This window comes from Rhizobium sp. BK275 (assembly GCF_014193555.1).
Classification (GTDB): domain Bacteria; phylum Pseudomonadota; class Alphaproteobacteria; order Rhizobiales; family Rhizobiaceae; genus Rhizobium.
In genome coordinates, this window is sequence record NZ_JACHZL010000003.1 from 256,907 (window position 1) to 274,298 (window position 17,392).

Annotated in this window: 17 protein-coding genes and 2 pseudogenes; 12 read left to right on the forward strand and 7 right to left on the reverse strand. The window is 59.5% G+C overall.

All coding sequences use genetic code 11. From position 1 onward, the window contains the following. Positions 1–153 precede the first annotated feature (153 nt). The 5 genes from FHT82_RS11140 to FHT82_RS11160 all read left to right on the forward strand — a co-directional run bounded on the left by FHT82_RS11140 (position 154) and on the right by FHT82_RS11160 (position 4,016). Positions 154–1,194, forward strand: coding sequence for a cysteine synthase A (locus tag FHT82_RS11140; protein ID WP_183729890.1), 1,041 nt, complete (start codon positions 154–156; stop codon positions 1,192–1,194). A 6-nt stretch (positions 1,195–1,200) separates the two neighbouring features. Then, the gene (locus FHT82_RS11145) at positions 1,201–1,938 is read left to right on the forward strand and encodes an alanyl-tRNA editing protein (protein ID WP_183729893.1); all 738 of its coding nucleotides are present in this window, start codon (positions 1,201–1,203) and stop codon (positions 1,936–1,938) included. Between the two features lie 31 nt (positions 1,939–1,969). Then, positions 1,970–2,839, forward strand: coding sequence for a 3-mercaptopyruvate sulfurtransferase (sseA, locus tag FHT82_RS11150; protein WP_183729896.1), 870 nt, complete (start codon positions 1,970–1,972; stop codon positions 2,837–2,839). Positions 2,840–2,844: 5 nt separating this feature from the next. Beyond that, positions 2,845–3,405, forward strand: coding sequence for a GNAT family N-acetyltransferase (locus tag FHT82_RS11155; RefSeq protein ID WP_183729899.1), 561 nt, complete (start codon positions 2,845–2,847; stop codon positions 3,403–3,405). A gap of 101 nt (positions 3,406–3,506) precedes the next feature. Further along, complete coding sequence (locus tag FHT82_RS11160) at positions 3,507–4,016, forward strand: DUF1203 domain-containing protein (protein WP_183729902.1); 510 nt, start codon at positions 3,507–3,509, stop codon at positions 4,014–4,016. Positions 4,017–4,032: 16 nt separating this feature from the next. On the opposite strand, the gene ald is transcribed toward FHT82_RS11160, so the two are convergent. After that, a complete protein-coding gene (gene ald / locus FHT82_RS11165; protein ID WP_183729905.1) occupies positions 4,033–5,151 on the reverse strand; it encodes an alanine dehydrogenase in 1,119 nt (372 codons plus the stop codon). 158 nt (positions 5,152–5,309) lie between these two features. Between ald and FHT82_RS11170 the strand changes: the two genes are divergently transcribed. The 4 genes and pseudogenes from FHT82_RS11170 to FHT82_RS11185 all read left to right on the forward strand — a co-directional run bounded on the left by FHT82_RS11170 (position 5,310) and on the right by FHT82_RS11185 (position 9,257). Further along, positions 5,310–5,771, forward strand: coding sequence for an Lrp/AsnC family transcriptional regulator (locus FHT82_RS11170; protein ID WP_183729908.1), 462 nt, complete (start codon positions 5,310–5,312; stop codon positions 5,769–5,771). A 70-nt stretch (positions 5,772–5,841) separates the two neighbouring features. After that, positions 5,842–6,723, forward strand: coding sequence for a DMT family transporter (locus tag FHT82_RS11175; RefSeq protein WP_183729911.1), 882 nt, complete (start codon positions 5,842–5,844; stop codon positions 6,721–6,723). Between the two features lie 87 nt (positions 6,724–6,810). Beyond that, positions 6,811–7,125 (forward strand): annotated as a pseudogene (locus tag FHT82_RS11180) (PilZ domain-containing protein); the annotation flags it as partial. A 144-nt stretch (positions 7,126–7,269) separates the two neighbouring features. Continuing rightward, positions 7,270–9,257: pseudogene (locus FHT82_RS11185) on the forward strand (bifunctional 2',3'-cyclic-nucleotide 2'-phosphodiesterase/3'-nucleotidase). A 40-nt stretch (positions 9,258–9,297) separates the two neighbouring features. Here the strand turns inward: FHT82_RS11185 and FHT82_RS11190 are convergent. Further along, positions 9,298–9,855 (reverse strand): DUF2087 domain-containing protein, encoded by a 558-nt coding sequence (locus tag FHT82_RS11190; protein ID WP_183729917.1) that lies wholly within the window; start codon positions 9,853–9,855, stop codon positions 9,298–9,300. A 188-nt stretch (positions 9,856–10,043) separates the two neighbouring features. Next, complete coding sequence (locus tag FHT82_RS11195; RefSeq protein ID WP_183729920.1) at positions 10,044–11,012, reverse strand: LysR family transcriptional regulator; 969 nt, start codon at positions 11,010–11,012, stop codon at positions 10,044–10,046. 141 nt (positions 11,013–11,153) lie between these two features. On the opposite strand from FHT82_RS11195, the gene FHT82_RS11200 reads away from it, so the two are divergent. After that, a complete protein-coding gene (locus FHT82_RS11200) occupies positions 11,154–11,768 on the forward strand; it encodes an FMN-dependent NADH-azoreductase (protein ID WP_183729923.1) in 615 nt (204 codons plus the stop codon). Positions 11,769–11,819: 51 nt separating this feature from the next. Here FHT82_RS11200 and FHT82_RS11205 read toward each other — a convergent pair whose 3' ends face one another. Next, positions 11,820–12,398 carry a TetR/AcrR family transcriptional regulator gene (locus tag FHT82_RS11205; protein ID WP_183729926.1) on the reverse strand — a complete coding sequence of 193 codons (579 nt, stop codon included), beginning with the start codon at positions 12,396–12,398 and terminating at the stop codon, positions 11,820–11,822. 106 nt (positions 12,399–12,504) lie between these two features. On the opposite strand from FHT82_RS11205, the gene FHT82_RS11210 reads away from it, so the two are divergent. Then, positions 12,505–13,281: an SDR family oxidoreductase gene (locus tag FHT82_RS11210; RefSeq protein WP_183729929.1), complete on the forward strand. Its 777-nt coding sequence runs from the start codon at positions 12,505–12,507 to the stop codon at positions 13,279–13,281. An 11-nt stretch (positions 13,282–13,292) separates the two neighbouring features. Here FHT82_RS11210 and FHT82_RS11215 read toward each other — a convergent pair whose 3' ends face one another. From FHT82_RS11215 to ilvA, 3 genes are all read right to left on the reverse strand, one after another. Next, positions 13,293–14,564: a GGDEF domain-containing protein gene (locus FHT82_RS11215; RefSeq protein ID WP_183729932.1), complete on the reverse strand. Its 1,272-nt coding sequence runs from the start codon at positions 14,562–14,564 to the stop codon at positions 13,293–13,295. Positions 14,565–14,804: 240 nt separating this feature from the next. Further along, positions 14,805–15,134: an HlyU family transcriptional regulator gene (locus FHT82_RS11220; protein ID WP_183729935.1), complete on the reverse strand. Its 330-nt coding sequence runs from the start codon at positions 15,132–15,134 to the stop codon at positions 14,805–14,807. A gap of 36 nt (positions 15,135–15,170) precedes the next feature. Beyond that, positions 15,171–16,421 (reverse strand): threonine ammonia-lyase, encoded by a 1,251-nt coding sequence (gene ilvA, locus FHT82_RS11225; RefSeq protein ID WP_183729939.1) that lies wholly within the window; start codon positions 16,419–16,421, stop codon positions 15,171–15,173. A gap of 196 nt (positions 16,422–16,617) precedes the next feature. Between ilvA and FHT82_RS11230 the strand changes: the two genes are divergently transcribed. Then, on the forward strand, positions 16,618–16,995 hold the full coding sequence (locus FHT82_RS11230) for a VanZ family protein (RefSeq protein ID WP_183729942.1): 378 nt from the start codon (positions 16,618–16,620) through the stop codon (positions 16,993–16,995). The last annotated feature ends 397 nt before the right edge of the window (positions 16,996–17,392 follow it).

The window sequence follows — 17,392 nt, forward strand, 5'->3', positions numbered from 1 at the left end:
TCGGATCACTACTTGCCCGAGCTGGGAGAAAGGCTGGAAACGGAAGACTAATTTTATCGCGGGCTCCGAAGGCATGGAATAGGATTTCTTGCCAATGGCGCCTTGTGAAGGGAAAAGACCGTTCCTAAACTATGCGTAAACGAGGCAGATTCCATGACCTTCCACCCCTCCGTAATCGAGGCTATCGGCAACACGCCCCTCATCAAGCTCAAGGGTGTTTCCGAGGCGACCGGCTGCACCATTCTCGGCAAGGCCGAGTTCCTCAATCCGGGCCAGTCGGTGAAGGACCGAGCGGCGCTCTATATCATTCGTGATGCTGAGAAGAAGGGGCTGCTCAAGCCTGGCGGTGTGATCGTCGAGGGCACGGCGGGCAATACCGGCATCGGCCTGACGGTCGTCGCCAAGGCGCTTGGCTATCGCACGGTCATCGTCATCCCGGAAACGCAGAGCCAGGAAAAAAAAGATGCGCTGCGGCTGCTCGGTGCAGAGCTCGTCGAAGTTCCAGCCGTTCCCTACAAGAACCCGAACAACTACGTGAAGGTTTCGGGCCGTCTTGCCGAGCAGCTTGCCAAGAGCGAGCCGAACGGCGCGATCTGGGCCAACCAGTTCGACAATGTCGCGAACCGGCAGGCGCATATCGAAACCACCGCACCCGAGATCTGGAAGGATACGGACGGCAAGCTCGACGGCTTTGTCTGCTCGGTCGGCTCGGGCGGTACGCTTGCCGGTGTCGCCGCAGGTCTCAAGACCTTCAACAAGGACATCAAGATCGGCATTGCCGATCCCGAGGGTGCGGCGCTCTACGAGTTCTACAAGAATGGCGCCTTGAAGTCCGAGGGCTCGTCGATCACCGAAGGCATCGGCCAGGGACGGATCACCGCCAATCTCGAGGGCTTCACGCCGGACTTTTCCTATCACGTCACCGATGCCGAGGCGCTTCCCTACCTCTTCGATCTCGTCGAGCATGAGGGGCTTTGCCTTGGCGGCTCCACGGCGATCAACATTGCCGGCGCAGTCCGGCTCGCCAGGGATCTCGGCCCCGGCCACACGGTCGTGACAATCCTCTGCGATTATGGCAACCGCTATCAGTCCAAGCTCTTCAATCCGGATTTCCTCTCATCTAAGGGCCTTCCCATTCCCGAATGGATGGTCGGCTCGACGGATATCAAAATACCCTACGAACCCGCAGCGTGAGCCCCGATGCCAGTCGATGCCCTCTACCGTGACGACTTCTATCTCTCTACGTGCGAAGCGGTCGTCACGGCCGTTCACGAGGACGGGGGCATCGAACTGGACCAGACCTGCTTCTATGCAACATCGGGCGGGCAGCCAGGCGATACCGGCTTCTTCGAACGGGGCGACGGCTCCAAGGTAGAGCTTGGCCAGGCGAAACATGGCGCGACCAAGGACGTCGTCATCCATATGCCGCTGGAAGGTCAGGCACAGCCGGAAATCGGCGAAAAGCTGGTGCTGCACATCGACTGGCCGCGCCGCTACAAGCTCATGCGCATGCACACGGCCTGCCATCTCCTCTCCGTCGTCTGTTCCTATCCGATCACCGGGGCCGCCGTCGGCGAGGAAGAAAGCCGCGTCGACTTCGACATGACCGACACGATCGACAAGGATGATGTGACGGCTAAGCTCATGGATCTCGTCAACCAGAACCATCCGGTCTACCTTCAGTGGATTACGGACGAGGAGCTTGCGGCCAATCCCGGCATCGTCAAATCGAAGAATGTGCGCCCGCCTGTTGGACTCGGCCGCGTCAGCCTCGTCTGCATCGGCGAGAACTCCGCCATCGACAGCCAGCCCTGCGGCGGCACGCATGTTTCGGAAACACAAGAAGTCGGCCAGATTCATATTGCCAAGATCGAGAAGAAAGGCAAAGAGAACCGGCGCTTCCGCATTCGCTTCGGCGCGCCCGGCAACGAATCCTGATAGCCGAATTCTGATATCTGGGGAGATCATCATGAGCGACACCAAGAGCCGTTTCGTCGTCTCGGCCGAGTGGCTGCAGGCCGAACTCGGCAAGCCGGACCTGCGCGTCCTCGACGCATCCTTCTATCTTCCGGCGCAGAAGCGTGACGCCGACGCGGAATATGCCGCCGGGCATATTCCCGGCGCGATCCGCTTCGACCAGGACAAGATCGCCGATCACTCGACGAACCTGCCTCACACGATCCCCTCACCCGATTATTTCGCGGCGGAAGCCGGCAAGCTCGGCATCAGCGAGAATGATCGCATCGTCGTCTATGACGGCATCGGCATGTTCGCCTCGCCGCGCGTCTGGTGGCTGTTCCGGGTGATGGGCGCAAAGAACGTTTTCGTGCTCGACGGCGGGTTGGATGGCTGGAAGGCCGAAGGACGACCACTCGAAACCGAAGTACCACGCTATGCACCGGCAGCCTTCAAGGCGAATTACGACGCCAGCCGCGTCGTCCACCTCGATCAGATGCGCGATATCGTTTCGAGTGCGGCCCTGCAGATCGCCGATGCCCGTAGCGCCGGCCGTTTCGCAGCCAGCGAGCCAGAACCGCGCGCCGGCATGCGCTCCGGTCATATGCCCGGCGCCCGCAGCCTGCCATCAGGCGTCTTCGCCAATCAGGGCCGCTTCAAATCACTGCCCGAACTGAAGCAGACGATCGAGGATGCCGGCATCGATCTCTCCAAGCCGGTTGTCACCTCCTGCGGATCAGGCATCACCGCGGCGATCATTACATTGGCACTGGAATCGCTCGGCCATACCGACAACAAGCTCTATGACGGCTCCTGGAGCGAATGGGGCAGCCGCGAGGACACGCCCGTCGTGACCGGCCCGCCGGAACCGGTCAAAGCCTGAACGCCATGGGAAAGACGCCCGCCTCGCTCAAGGCCCATATCACGCGACTTGAAATGGTCGCGCCGCCAAAGACGAGCCTGCCCGTGCCCGTCAACATTCAGACGGCGATCATGCGCGCGCCCGGCATTCCGCTTGCCTTCTATCGCTACCTCTATCGGCAGGTCGGCGCGCGTTGGCAGTGGGTCGACCGGATGCGGATGACCGACGAAGAGCTTGCCGCAACGCTCCATGACAAGCGCAACAATATCAGCGTGCTCTATGTCAACGGTGCGCCGGCTGGCTTCTTTGAATATTTCTGTGAGGATGAGGACACGATCGAGCTCAGCCATTTCGGGCTTTTCGAACACGCGCTCGGCCTCGGCATCGGCAAATGGTTTCTGCTTCAGGCACTCTACGCCATCTGGACGCTGAATCCGAAGAAGGTCACGACGACCACCAACAATCTGGACCATCCGCGCGCGTTGCAGCTCTACCAGATGTTTGGGTTCTCTCCCGTCTCCACAGGTACCGGGATCGTCAGACCGCTCAGCGACAAGGAACTGCTGGAAATAGCCAGAAGAGGCTGACGCGTTTGCACGCGCAGCGGTCAGTCTCTTCGAAGCAAGAATCGGGTGGCTTCAGAGGTTGCCTGAGCAGAAAGTGTGGCAAAGCTCAAAGGAGATTTGCCATGACCAGCATTCAATTTTCCGCCATGCCGACAGCAGATGCAGAAGCGCTATGGAATGGCGGCCGCGACGCGTATGACCGTTTGCCGGAAACAATGGTCTCAGATGGCGACGGTAATCCCTGCCGGCATTGCCTGCGGAACATCGGCGCGGGAGAAGAGCTGCTCGTCTTCGCCTATCGGCCCTTTCCGGAACTACAGCCCTATGCCGAGACCGGCCCGATCTTCCTGCACAAACAGCCCTGCGAACGCTATTCCGCCAACGAGGTTCTGCCTCCGGTGCTGACCACGAGCCCGGATTTCATTGTCCGCGGCTATGGCGAGAGCGACAGGATCGTCTACGGCACCGGTGCAGTGACGCCGATCGAGAGGATTCCTGCCTATGCGACCGAATTGCTCACGCGGCCGGGCATTGCCTATGTGCATGTGCGATCGGCACGCAACAATTGCTACCAGTGCCGGATCGACAAAGAAAAAGCGCCGGCCCCTGCGGAAGCCGGCGCTTTTATCTGACCTTGAGTCAGCACGTTTAAGCCACGTTCAGCGCGCTCTCCGGGGCCACGGCTTCATAACCCAAGGCCTCGGCAACAGGCTTGTTGGTGATACGCCCCCGGTGGATGTTCAGGCCGTTGCGCAGGTGCTTGTCCTCGGCAATGGCGCGCAGGCCGCGATCGGCGAGCGCCAGACCGTGGACGAGTGTCGCATTGTTCAGCGCGTGAGCAGAGGTGACGGGAACGGCACCCGGCATATTGGCAACGCAATAGTGCACGACGCCGTCGACGACATAGGTCGGCTCGGAATGCGTCGTCGCGTGCGAGGTTTCGAAGCAGCCGCCCTGATCGATGGCAACGTCGACAATGACGGAACCCTTTTTCATGCCCGAGAGCATTTCACGGGTAACGAGCTTAGGCGCGGCAGCGCCAGGGATCAGTACGGCGCCGATGACGAGATCGGCAGAGAAGACCTCTTCTTCCAGCGCCTGGATGCTGGAATAGCGCGTGTGGATACGGCCATTGAAGATGTCGTCGAGCTGGCGCAGGCGCGGCAGCGACTTGTCGAGAATGCTGACATCAGCGCCGAGACCGGCAGCCATCTTGGCCGCATGCAGGCCGACGACACCGCCGCCGATGATGGCAACCTTGGCCGGCAGAACGCCAGGCACACCGCCGAGCAGGATTCCGAGGCCCCCATTGGCTTTCTGCAGGGCGGTCGCACCGGCCTGGATCGAAAGGCGGCCTGCGACTTCAGACATCGGCGCCAAGAGCGGCAGCCCGCCGCGATCGTCAGTCACCGTCTCATAGGCAATGGCCGTGACGCCGGAAGCGAGCAGGCCTTTGGTCTGTTCCGGATCTGGCGCGAGATGCAGATAGGTATAAAGCAGCTGCCCGTCGCGGAGTTGCGCCCATTCCGAAGGCTGGGGCTCCTTTACTTTGACGATCATGTCGCATTTTTCGAAGATATCCTTGGCCGAGGCGGCGATCTTCGCGCCAGCAGCCACATAGGCCGCGTCATCGGCACCGATGCCGGCACCTGCCTTCGTTTCCACCCAAACCTCATGGCCGTGGGCGACATATTCCCTCACAGAAGCCGGCGTCAGACCGACGCGATATTCATGGTTCTTGATTTCCTTCGGGCAGCCGACACGCATTCGCGTTCCTCTCATCTTATGTCCGCATTCCGCGGAGCGTTTTCTTGCCCCTAAATCCAACCACCACGGCCACGAAATGTCCTTGCAAAGAGGATTTGCCTTGAGGCGAAGTTTCGAAGATTATTGCGTCACTCCTCCATTTTTCGAAAGTTCTTCGAATGTCCGACCTCGATAATATCGATCTTGCGATTCTGAAGGCGTTGCAGATCAATGCGCGTATCACCAATGCGGAGCTTGCCAACAAGGTGGGACTGTCGCCTTCCGCCTGTTCTCGGCGGCTCGACATTCTCGAAAAGAGTGGCGTTATCGGCGGCTATCATGCGCGGGTTTCGCATAAGGCGCTCGACTACAAGATGATCGCCATCGTGCATATCTCGCTGTCCGGCCAGTTCGCCAAGACGCTGTCGGAATTCGAGGCGGCAGTGAAGCGCTGTCCGAACGTGCTCGTCTGCTACCTGATGTCCGGCGAGTACGACTATATCCTGCGGGTCGCCGCACGTGACCTCGAAGATTATGAGCGCATCCATCGCGACTGGCTTTCGGCGCTGCCGCATGTGGTGAAGATCAACTCCAGCTTTGCGCTCCGCGAAATCATCGACAGGCCGAATGTCGGCTTCTGAGCCCTTGCAAAGCGAGTGAAACCCTGCCCTAGCTTGGCTCTGCGGGCATCTTCCGCTTCAACGGCAAGACATGAAATCCAAGACCCACGGCTATATCTTCCTGCTTCTCGCGCTCACCATCTTTTCAGCGCAGGACGCAATCTCGAAACATCTTGGTTCAACCTATTCGCCCATCTTCGTGACAATGGTGCGCTATTGGGCTTTCGGTCTGTTCACCGTGATCCTGGCCGCAAGGATGCGCGGCGGCATCGCTGCCACCGCCTGCACGAAACATCCCTTTCTTCAGTTCTCGCGCGGTGTTCTGCTTGCCACGCAGGTGGTGCTGGCAATCACCTGCTTTGCGCTGATCGGCCTTGCGCATTCGCAGGCGATCTTTGCCGCCACCCCGATCATCGTCGCACTGCTTGCCATTCCGCTTCTCGGCGAGAAGGTCGGCTGGCGCCGCTGGACCGCGATCGGTGTCGGGCTTCTCGGCGTGCTGCTGATCCTGAAGCCGGAAGGCGGATTTTTCGATGTGAATCTGCTTCTCGCGGTCGTTTCCTGCTTCAACTTCGCGCTTTATGTGATCGCCACGCGTTACGTGAGCCGGCAGGATTCGGCGATGACGAGCTTCTTCTATACGGGTGTCGTCGGAGCCGCCGTCATGACGCTTGCCGGGCCTTTTTACTGGGCGCCGGTCCATGGATGGGACTGGATGTGGATGCTTGCGGTTTGCCTGACCGGCACGTCGAGCCATTATTTCCTGATCCGCGCCTATGACGCTCTCGATGCGGCCGCGGTCCAGCCGCTCACCTACATCCAGCTCGTCTACGCCTCCATCCTCGGGGTGCTGATCTACGGGGAAACGCTGACGCTGAACATGATCGTCGGCTCGCTCATCGTGGTCGCGGCGGGTATCTTCACAGTCTGGCGCGAACATGTCGTGGCGCGGCGGGCGGCCGTGCGGAATTGAGACTTTCGGCGCAATTTTAGACAAGCCTCTAAAGGCATTTCAATCTTCCGCGCCTATGCTTTTCCCGAATTCTTCAGGGGGACAAGCATGACACGTAATCTCAAGATCACTGCCCGGAAGGCTGACCGCAAGAACTGCCGCGTCTTCGGCAAGATCCGCTATATGAACAGCCAGGTGGATGCCCGCATCCTCGATCTTTCCGCCACGGGAGCAGCGCTCGAGGTCAAGGCGCCGCTCTACGCGGCCTCCGGCAGCAAAGTACGCATCGAAGCCGAGGATCTCGGCCTGCTCGACGGCGTCATCCGCTGGAAACACAATGGCCGCGTCGGCATCCAGTTCGACGTGAATTCCAATGCGCGTGCGCTCATTGCCTCCTATTTCCGCTTCTTCCATCGCGACGTGCCGCGCGTTCGCTAAGGTTTTTCAAAACGATGCCGCCTTTGCAGCATCGTTGTTGCTCTTCTGTCATTTTCGCGATGTACTCCTTCGCCAATCATCCTAAGTTCAGCGAACCGGGTGATGCATGATGTCAAAAGGAGTGTTGCCGTGTCTTCCATTTTCGATGTGCCTACGATGAGCGCCGTTCCCTGCTCGGCGGTCTCGCCGCCACTTCCGCTCTCGTGCTGCTGCACCCATTCAGCGCCCGCGCTGCCGCAAACCAGGCGCATCTGCGGCTGATGGAAACGACCGACATCCATGTCAACGTCCTCCCCTATGACTATTATGCCGACAAGCCGAACGACACGATGGGCCTGTCACGTACGGCAACCATCATCGACACAATCCGGGCAGAAGCCGTCAACTCGCTGCTGATCGACAATGGCGATGTGCTGCAGGGCAATCCGATGGGCGACTATATGGCCTATCAGCACGGCATGAAGGACGGCGATATCCATCCGGTCATCAAGGGGATGAACACGCTCGGCTACACCGTCGGCACGCTCGGTAACCACGAGTTCAACTATGGCCTGGACTTCATGTTCAAGGTGCTGAACGGCGCGAACTTCCCCTTCGTCTGCGCCAACCTGACCAAGGGCCAGCTCGCCTCCGACCCGAAGCAGGACGAGTTGTTCTTCAAGCCCTACATTATCGTCGAAAAGCAGATCAAGGATGGCTCCGGCAATGAAAGCCCGGTCAAGATCGGCTTTATCGGCTTCGTGCCGCCGCAGATCATGCTGTGGGATGTCAAGAATCTCGAAGGCAAGGCGCAGACCCGCGATATCGTCCAGGCGGCCAAGGCCTGGGTGCCGGCCATGAAGGAAGCCGGCGCCGACATCGTCATCGCCCTTTCCCATTCCGGCATCGACGGTTCCGCCCCGTCCGAAAAGATGGAAAATGCCTCGCTCCACCTCGCTGCCGTCGAGGGCATCGATGCGATCTTCACCGGTCACCAGCATCTTGTCTTCCCCGGTCCGAAGAGCTGGGATGGCATAAGCAATGCCGATCCGGTCAAGGGCACGCTGCATGGCAAGCCCGCCGTCATGGCAGGCTTCTGGGGTTCGCATCTCGGCCTGATCGACCTCCTGCTGGAAAAAGACGGCAACAGCTGGAAGATCGTCGACTTCACCTCCGAGGCGCGGCCGATCTACCATCGCGACGACAAGAAGAAAGTCGTTGCCGATGTTGCCGACAAGAAGGAAGTCGTCGAGGCAGCCAAGGCAGAGCATGAGGCAACGCTTGCCTATGTCCGCACGCCTGTCGGCAAGACCTCCGCGCCGCTTTATTCCTACTTTGCGCTCGTCGCCGACGATCCGTCGGTACAGATCGTTTCACAGGCGCAGACCTGGTATATCAAGCAGATGCTGGCGGATACGCAGTTCAAGGATCTGCCCGTTCTCTCCGCGGCAGCCCCCTTCAAGGCCGGCGGTCGCGGCGGTGCGGACTACTATACGGATGTTCCAGCCGGCGATATCGCCATCAAGAACGTCGCCGACCTCTATCTCTATCCGAATACGGTTCAGGCCGTCGCCATCACCGGCGCGCAGGTGAAGGAGTGGCTGGAGATGTCCGCCGGCATGTTCAACCATATCGAACCCGGCGCGAAGGACGCGGTCCTCCTCAACAAGGACTTTCCGTCCTACAATTTCGACATCATCGACGGTGTGAACTATCAGATCGACCTGTCGCAGCCGCCGAAATATGATTCGTCGGGCAAGGCCATCAATCCGGACGCCAATCGAATCCAGAACTTGGCCTTCGAGGGCAAGCCGATCGATCCGGCGCAGAAATTTGTGGTCGTCTCCAACAACTACCGTGCAGGCGGCGGCGGCAACTTCCCGGACATCGCCTCCGATAAGGTGATCTTCCAGGCGCCGGATACCAACCGCGACGTCATCGTCCGCTATGTCCATGATCAGGGCACGATCAACCCGTCCGCCGACGGCAACTGGACCTTCAAGCCGCTGCCCGGCACGACCGTCGTGTTCGAAAGCGGCCCGAAGGCCAAGCAGTACCTTGCCGACGTCAAGAGCGTGAAGATCGAGGATGCCGGCGAAGGCGCCGAGGGCTTCACAAAATTCAGACTGATTCTCTAAAGCCGCAGGGGCGCGGTTTCTTCAACCGCGCCCTTTTCGCTCAAGCAGTTTCCGCCTCAGCTTCGATGCGACGAACAAGCAAGCCGAGTTCGGCCGGCGGCTTCTTTTCGATCCTGCGATATTGCCTGCCATCCCGGGTGCGGTGGACAAGCCCGAAATCGAAAAGCTCGCGGCGCAGCAGTGCGGCATCGCCGAAGAGGTGCAGGCGGCTCAGCAAATCGCTGATTTCGCGTTCCGTCAGTTCCGTATCCGCCGGTATTTTCGACCACAGGAACCACAAGCAAAGTTCCTGCAGCCCCCTCCTGCCCGGCCAGCGGATCAATTGCCCGTTGCCATCGAAATGGCGCGATGCCTTCAGCACGCGGTCTTCATTCGGCAAAGGCTCGGGATCCAGCTTCAGGCTCCAGTCCTTCAGGACCGCAGCGGACTGCGCCACGCTGCGGAAATGCTGGTAGTTGCGATAACCCGCCGCGCGGGTCAGCAGGTTGAGCATCTCGACATGGCTCGGATTGTCAGCGAGCGCTTCGATCTGCTTGCGGAGAGATTTGGCGAAAGCCGAAAGATCGGCGATTTCCATTGGAAAGATAGATCTGGTCACGTCTTATCCTCAACGCGCCGTTCCCTGAAAAAGGTGTCGGTGGTCGCCGGCTTTCGACTTCGGCACAGGACAAGTGCTGATCATCTCTCTGGAGCAGGTTTAGCTTCCCTTGCGGGACGGCGACGCCTCGGTGAACTGCAGACCGTAACGCCGTTATAGCAAAGGCCGGAAACCCGTCAACCGTGCAGCTATTCGGCAGCTTCGGGAATGGCATGCAGCCCGTCAATGCCCAGTATGTTGATCATTTCGCCATGGCTCGGGCACATGGAGAGCCGCCCGCGAAAGGCCTCGACCAGCCATTGCCCGGCGGGGCCTGGCGGATTTGCGGCCCTGCGCATGGCATAGATCGGATATTCGCCCTGCTCGTAAGCCTCCAGCTTGATGGCGACCAGATTGCCCTTCATGATGTCCTCTCCGACGACCGAAACCGGAAGGCCACCCCAGCCGAGACCACCCCTGATGAGCTGGTGCTTGGTCGCAATGTCGCTGACACGCCATGTCCTGTAAGACAGGACGTTGAAGTCCCGCCCCTTGGTCAGGCCGGAGGCATCGGAAACCACAAGCTGGATCTCTTCGCGCACATCAGCCAGCGTCAGCGGGCGGCCAATGCTCGCCAGCGGATGATCGGGTGCGACCACGGGAACCATGAACGAGTAGCCGATCTTTTCGGCCACAAGCGAATCGTCCTGCCTCACAAGCGCTCCGCCAATCCCAATATCGGCCTTGTCGTTCATCACCATGTCCATGACCATGCCGAGCTCGCCGACATTGAGGTTGAGGGCTACACCCGGGAATTTTTCGCGGAACTCGCGCAGCACCATCATAGCGGCATCGGCAGGCACCATGACACTGATTGCCAGAGAAAGCTCCGCCTCCAACCCCTGCTTGATGCTTTTCACGCGGGCGCGCATGACTTCGAGGTCGGCCATCAGCCGGCGGGCATCCTCCAGCATCGCCTTGCCGGCATCCGTCAGTTTCGGTTGGCGGGCGCCGGAACGCTCGAAGAGCGGCACTTCGAGCTGGGCTTCCAGATTGGCGATCGTATAGCTGACCACCGACTGCGCGCGGTTCAGCACGCGCGAGGCGGCCGAAAAGCTGCCGGTTTCGGCGACCGTCAGGAAAACCTGCAATTGATCCAGTGTCGGGTTGGGAAGCATCTTCCATCCAATCCATCGATAATTTTGATCGACATTATCCCAGTTTTTTCGATAGCGGGCCAGCCTTATTTTCACACTCGAACACAGCGGTTTGCCGTTTCCAACCGGCAGCTGAAATCCAATTCGAGAGGAAATTCAACTATGTCTTCCATTCTTCTTCTGACGTCCAGCCCGCGTTCGGAATCACTTTCCACGTCGATCGCTGCCGAGCTCGCCGACAAGCTCAAGAGCCAGAACCCGGGTAGCGTCGTCGTTCGTCGCGACCTCGCCGCAAATCCGCTGCCGCATATTGATGACCTGTTCACTGCTGCCATCCGCAAGCCGCCGGAAGCCCGTACGGCTGAGGAAGCTGCAGCCGTGAAGACTTCTGATGAGCTGGTCAACGAGCTTCTCGCCGCCGACAGCATCGTCATCGGCACCGGCCTCATCAACTTCAACATCTATTCGTCGCTGAAAACCTGGATCGACAACGTTGCCCGCGCAGGCCTTACGTTCAAGTACACCGAAAGCGGCCCGGTCGGCCTCGCGACCGGCAAGAAGGTCTATGTCGTTCTCGCCTCCGGCGGCGTCTACTCCCAGGGTCCGGCCGCCGGCATGAACCACGCCGTTCCGTACCTAAAGTCGGTTCTCGGTTTCCTTGGCATCACCGATATCGAAACCATCTATGTCGAAGGTCTCGCCTTCGGCCCGGAAGCAGCGGAGAAGGCCATCGGCGCTGCCAAGTCGCGCGTCGAAGAGCTCGCGCTTGCTGCTTAATCCGTGAACTAAGAAGTACCACTCGACGGGGCCGGCGCGATGCCGGCCCTTTCATTTTCCCGCGAAGTCATCGGTGAAGGAGCGGACCGTTTCCAGGATTTCGTCGGAGAGCTCTTCGTCGTCGACAATGCGTGCGAGGCCGACGGCGCCCGTCATCAGGCTGGAGAGGATAATCGCCTTTCGACGTGCCTGCGCCTCATCGGCCGCTGCCACACGTCCGGCCATATTTCCCAGATTCGCCTTCAACTGATCGGTCGCAAGCGAACGGCATTTCTCGCCGCTACGGGCAAGGTCGGCCGTCAGAGCAGCAAAGGGGCAGCCGCCGCTCACGTCCTCGCGATGATGCGGGCTCAGATAATTGGCGGAATATTCCGCCATCGGGATATCTGCGGGTGCCCTGCCCTCCGAACGCACCTTCGCTTCCCAGGAGCCGAAAGCCAGTTTCATGGCTTCGGCCACCATCTCGTCGCGCGAGGCAAAATGCTTGTAGAAGCCGCCAACAGTCAGCCCCGCCTCCTTCATTAGATCGGCCACGCCGAGCCCTTCCAGTCCTTTCTCTCGCAGACGCTTGGAAGCGATCTCGACGATCCTGTCGTGCGTCTTCTGCTTTTCCAATTGCGAATGACCCATCGAAAATCTCCCGATATGCGGACTTGACTTATGTGGATTATAATCATAATCCTTGTAGATATCGATCATAATCCAGATCGAGCCATTTTCCAATAGGAGCCATTCCATGCGTCTCAAGAACAAGATCGCGCTCATTACCGGCGGCAACAGCGGTATCGGGCTTGCCACTGCCAAGGTTTTCGTTGCCGAAGGCGCGAAGGTCATCATCACCGGCCGCAACCCCGAAACGCTGGCAGCGGCCAAGAAAGCACTTGGCGGCGACGTGCTGACGCTGAAGATCGATCTCACAGACGTTGCGGCGGCGGAGAAGGTCTTCGCCGAGGCAGCTTCTGCCGTCGGCAAGTTCGATGTCGTCTTTGCCAATGCCGGCATCGGCGGCGCAACGCCGCTCGGCCAGACCTCGCTGGAACAGTTCGAAAAGATCATCAGCACCAACCTGACCTCGGTTTTCTTCACGGTTCAGTCGGCACTTCCGCATCTGAATGATGGCGCTTCTGTCATCCTCAACGGCTCGGTCCATGCCGTTCTTGGCGCGCCCGGCTGGTCGGCCTATGCCGCCACCAAGGGTGCCGTGCGCTCCATGACGCGCAACCTTGCCTCCGAGCTTGCGCCCCGCGGTATCCGCGTCAATCAGGTAACGCCGGGCGGCACGCGCACACCGATCTGGTCGCCCTATGCGCAGACCGAAGATGCGATGTCGGCACTCGAAGAAAAGCTCGGGAACATGAGCGCGCTTGGCCGCATGAGCGAAGCAGATGAGATCGCAAAGGCCGCGCTCTATCTCGCCTCCAGCGATTCCAGCAATGTCACCGGGATCGAAATTACCGTCGACGGCGGTATGACGAGCGCTCCCTCCGGCGCCAAGCTTTTCCGCGCCGCCTGAGCGGGCGGAAGCTAGCTGACTTTCACGACACCGGAGCGGCCGACGACACAGTTGCGGCCGCTCTTCTTTGCCTCGTAGAGGCGGCTGTCTGCCGCCGAAAGCACGGTCGTGAAGCTGGTACCGTCTTCGTCGGCGGTTGCAGCCCCTATGCTCACCGATACCGACGCATCATCGGGCGTCTTCACACTGGTCACGATCGTCCAGCGCAGGCGCTCGGCGAGCAGCAAGCCTTCCTCATGGCTTGTGCCTGGACAAACGGCGACAAACTCTTCGCCGCCGAATCGGAAGATACGGTCGCTGGAGCGCAGCGTCGTTCCTAGCCTCGAGGCAATGGCCTTCAGAACCTTGTCGCCCTGCAGATGGCCGAAGCCGTCATTGACGTCCTTGAAATGGTCGGCATCGATGATGAGAACGGTCGCGTACTGGCCCTGCCGCAGCGCTTCGCGCACCATCAGCGGCGCCTCCAGTTCCATGCGGCTGCGGTCATAGACGCCGGTCAACATGTCGCGGCCGGTGCGCTCCAGGAGATCGTTATAGCGCTCGCGGAATGTCAGATCCCCGAAGAGGTCGCTGATCGAGCGGGCCGAGGCGGCAACACCGTCCCGGCGGATACGGTATTCATAGACGGCGAACATCAGTGAATAGAGGCAGACGGCCAGCATCTTGGCTTTCCATCCAGCCCAGAAGGCCGTCATCGGCACGCCCACGAAATAATGCAGGCCGCTGAAGAAGAGGATCTGGTCAAATGTCAGAAGTACAAGGCCCGAGATCATGAAGCGCAGCACGACGCGGCGACGCGTGAAATCGCCAAGCTTCTCGTAGAGCAGGATGATGCCGAGCGAGTCGAGGTAGAGGATTGCCGTGCCCCACACCATCAGCCACCCCATTTCCTTCAGGAAATTAACGTCTGCCGGATGGCCGGGCGACAGATCCAGCGGCTGATGAAGCTGCAGCACCCAGGCAATGGCGACGGTCAGGAGATTGCCGAGAAACAGACCATAGATCGGCTGGCGGACGGTCGCCGCATCCTCCTGCAGGTAGAGCATGAGGATCATCATCAGCTTGCCGGAAAAGAAGATCGAAGACCCCGGCGATACGTTCCCGAATGGCAGGGAAACATAGAAGACCGCAGCAAGATAGGTCTCCATGAAATGCATGACGCCGAGCGCCGTCAGGAAGACACCCAGTCCGAGGCGCTGTCGAAAATGCAGGAGACTGACCATCAGCACGAAATAGCTGACGGCTTCGACGATGAAGAGCGCGGTGTTGAGGAGTTCCATCACTGCCCTCCGCCGACAACAGGAGCGCACGAGCGAGCCACAGCCACCGCGGCGGATCTTCTGGTCAATCGTCCGGAAAGCTCAAACACAAGCGGCGCCCTGCAAAACCTGCAGGCGCCACCTTCGCCATAATCCTTTAAGATTAGGTGATCAAACCAGCAGTTTCCGTCACCGAAATGCTGTCATAGTTTTGAAAAACAACGGGAAATGTCAGCTCGGACAAGGTTCGCCCGGCTCGCGCCCTCAGACCTGCCGAAGCTTCTCGCCATCGCTGAAAAGAGAGGGGCCGTGCTGGTCGATAATCTGCTGCGCCTTACGCACCGTGCATTCGATCGCATCATCGGACGAGGAGAAGAGATCGGCGCGGATGAACTTGCGCACGAGAACGTCCTCACCGACTTTCTTCTCGATCCGGCCGGCTAGACGATACTGGCCGCCTTCCTTCTGCGGCTCGGCATAGATGGTGCAATCGCCATAGAGCTGCGGCTCGCCGGAAGGACCCGCAGCCGCCTCATCTGAGGATTTGCCACCGCCGGAGAAGACCGAAAGAATGTTTGAAAGGAACGAAGCCATAATCCGCCTTTAGCACGCAGTGCTGTCTACGCAAAGTCAAATGATCAGGTTTGCGACGATCTCGTTTTCGGTGATGTCCTCGAAGCCCATGCCTGATCTTTCGAAATTGGCGACCAGCGTCGCGAAGTTCTCCGGAGCCGTCGTCTCGATGCCGATCAGGATCGAACCGAAATTGCGCGCCGATTTCTTGAGATATTCGAAGCGGGCGATATCGTCATGCGGTCCGAGAAGATTGAGAAAATCGCGCAACGCGCCGGGACGCTGGGCAAGGCGCAGGATGAAGTATTTCTTCAGACCGGCGTAGCGCATGGCCCTTTCCTTGACATCGGGCAGCCGCTCGAAATCGAAATTGCCGCCCGAGACGACAGCAACGATCGTCTTGCCTTTGATGGCCTCGCGATCCATGGCGGCGATCGCCGTCAGCGCCAAGGCTCCGGCCGGTTCCAGCACCACGCCTTCGACGTTCAGCATCTCCTGGATGGTGACGCAGATGGCGTTTTCCGGCATCAGCCTGACCTGTTCGGCCGAAAAACTCTTCAGCGCTGCGAAATTCAGGTCGCCGATGCGGGCGACCGCTGCGCCGTCGACGAAATTGTCGACCTTCGACAGCGTGACGATCTGCCCCGCTTCGAGGCTGCGGCGCAGGCTCGGCGCGCCGGCAGGCTCGGCAAAGACGAAGTCGGATTGCGGCACAACGCCGTCGAGAAAACCGGTGATACCGGCGGCAAGGCCGCCGCCGCCGACCGGCAAGAAGATCATATCCGGTACTGTTCCCTCGGGAAGCTGCTGCATGATTTCCGCGGCGACCGTCGCCTGCCCCTCGATGATATCAGCATGATCGAAGGGCGGCACCATGACGCCGCCGATCGCCTCCACATGATCGCGGGCCGCCTGATAGCACTGGTCGAAGAAATCACCGATGAGTTCGATGGTGATGAAGCCGGCGCCGAACATGCGGGTCTTGTCGATCTTCTGCTGCGGCGTGGTGACCGGCATGAAGACGACGCCCGGCACGCCGAAATGGCGGCAGACGAAGGCAAAGCCCTGCGCATGATTGCCGGCGGAGGCGCAGACGAAGGTCTTGCCGCCCGCGCCCTTGGCAATCGCCTTGCGGAAGAAATTGAATGCGCCGCGGATCTTGTAGGATCGCACCGGCGAAAGATCCTCGCGCTTCAGCCAGATATCGGCGCCATAGCGGGCGGAAAGGTGATCATTGAGCTGTAGCGGCGTTGCGGGGAAAAGGCTGCGCATCGCCTCTTCGGCGCCTTCGACATCGTGTCTTGTCACGGGCGTTCGTCCATTCTTCAAAAATCCAGACGTTGCTATGACACAGGCCGCTTGTGGAAAGAAGCCCGTTTGCGCCATTTGCGGTTCGCCCGATGAAAGGCTTCCTTAAGCGCGTCTCCAGATTGCGCCCAAGATCCAGGTCACGTGGACGGCTTTTAACTTGATGTCGCACAGCAATTGCTAATATGACAGCAAGATGACATCCAAGATCACAAAGCTACTGGCATGGCTTCTTCTCGCCTTCATCCTGTTCGTGACAGTTTCACCGATCGAATTGCGACCTCACACGATCGAGACACCTGACATCGACCGCGCTGCGGCTTACCTGGCGGCAGGGCTGGCTTTCGCTCTTGCTTATCCGAGACAATGGAAAATGGTCGCCGCGCTGCTGATCTTCGGTGCCATCGCGATCGAATATCTGCAGTACCTGTCGCCGACGCGGCATGCGCGCCTTCACGATGCAGGCGTCAAGGCAGCAGGCGCAGCAGTCGGCCTAGTCGCCGGCTGGGCCTTCAACAAATGGCGGGAGGCAAGAGCCATGGCGGATGCCGCCACAGACTTTGCCAGACGCTGACCGTAAACAGGGACGTTAAAGTCCGCGCAGTTGCAAGGCCCAGAAGAACAACGGCACCGCTGCCACTGCCGTTCCCAACAGCAGGAGGGCACTCATCTTGAAAAGTCTGATGCGACGCGTCCTTGCACCATTCCAGTCGTAAACCATCGTCTTACTCCCACTAAGACAACACTTACTCAACCGCACAGTGCCTACATTTTTTGCACCGTTGAGACCATAGACAAGCGCTGCCTATGGTTTATCCACATTATACAAGCATATTCGAACGGGTTTATAAAGATGGTGCGAGCAACGGGGATCGAACCCACGGGAGCATCCCAGAAAGATGCTCGCTTCTGTCACAACTCTACCTCTTGAGTCAGCGCTCAGTATCAAACTGCTGCGAGGCGCTTCGATC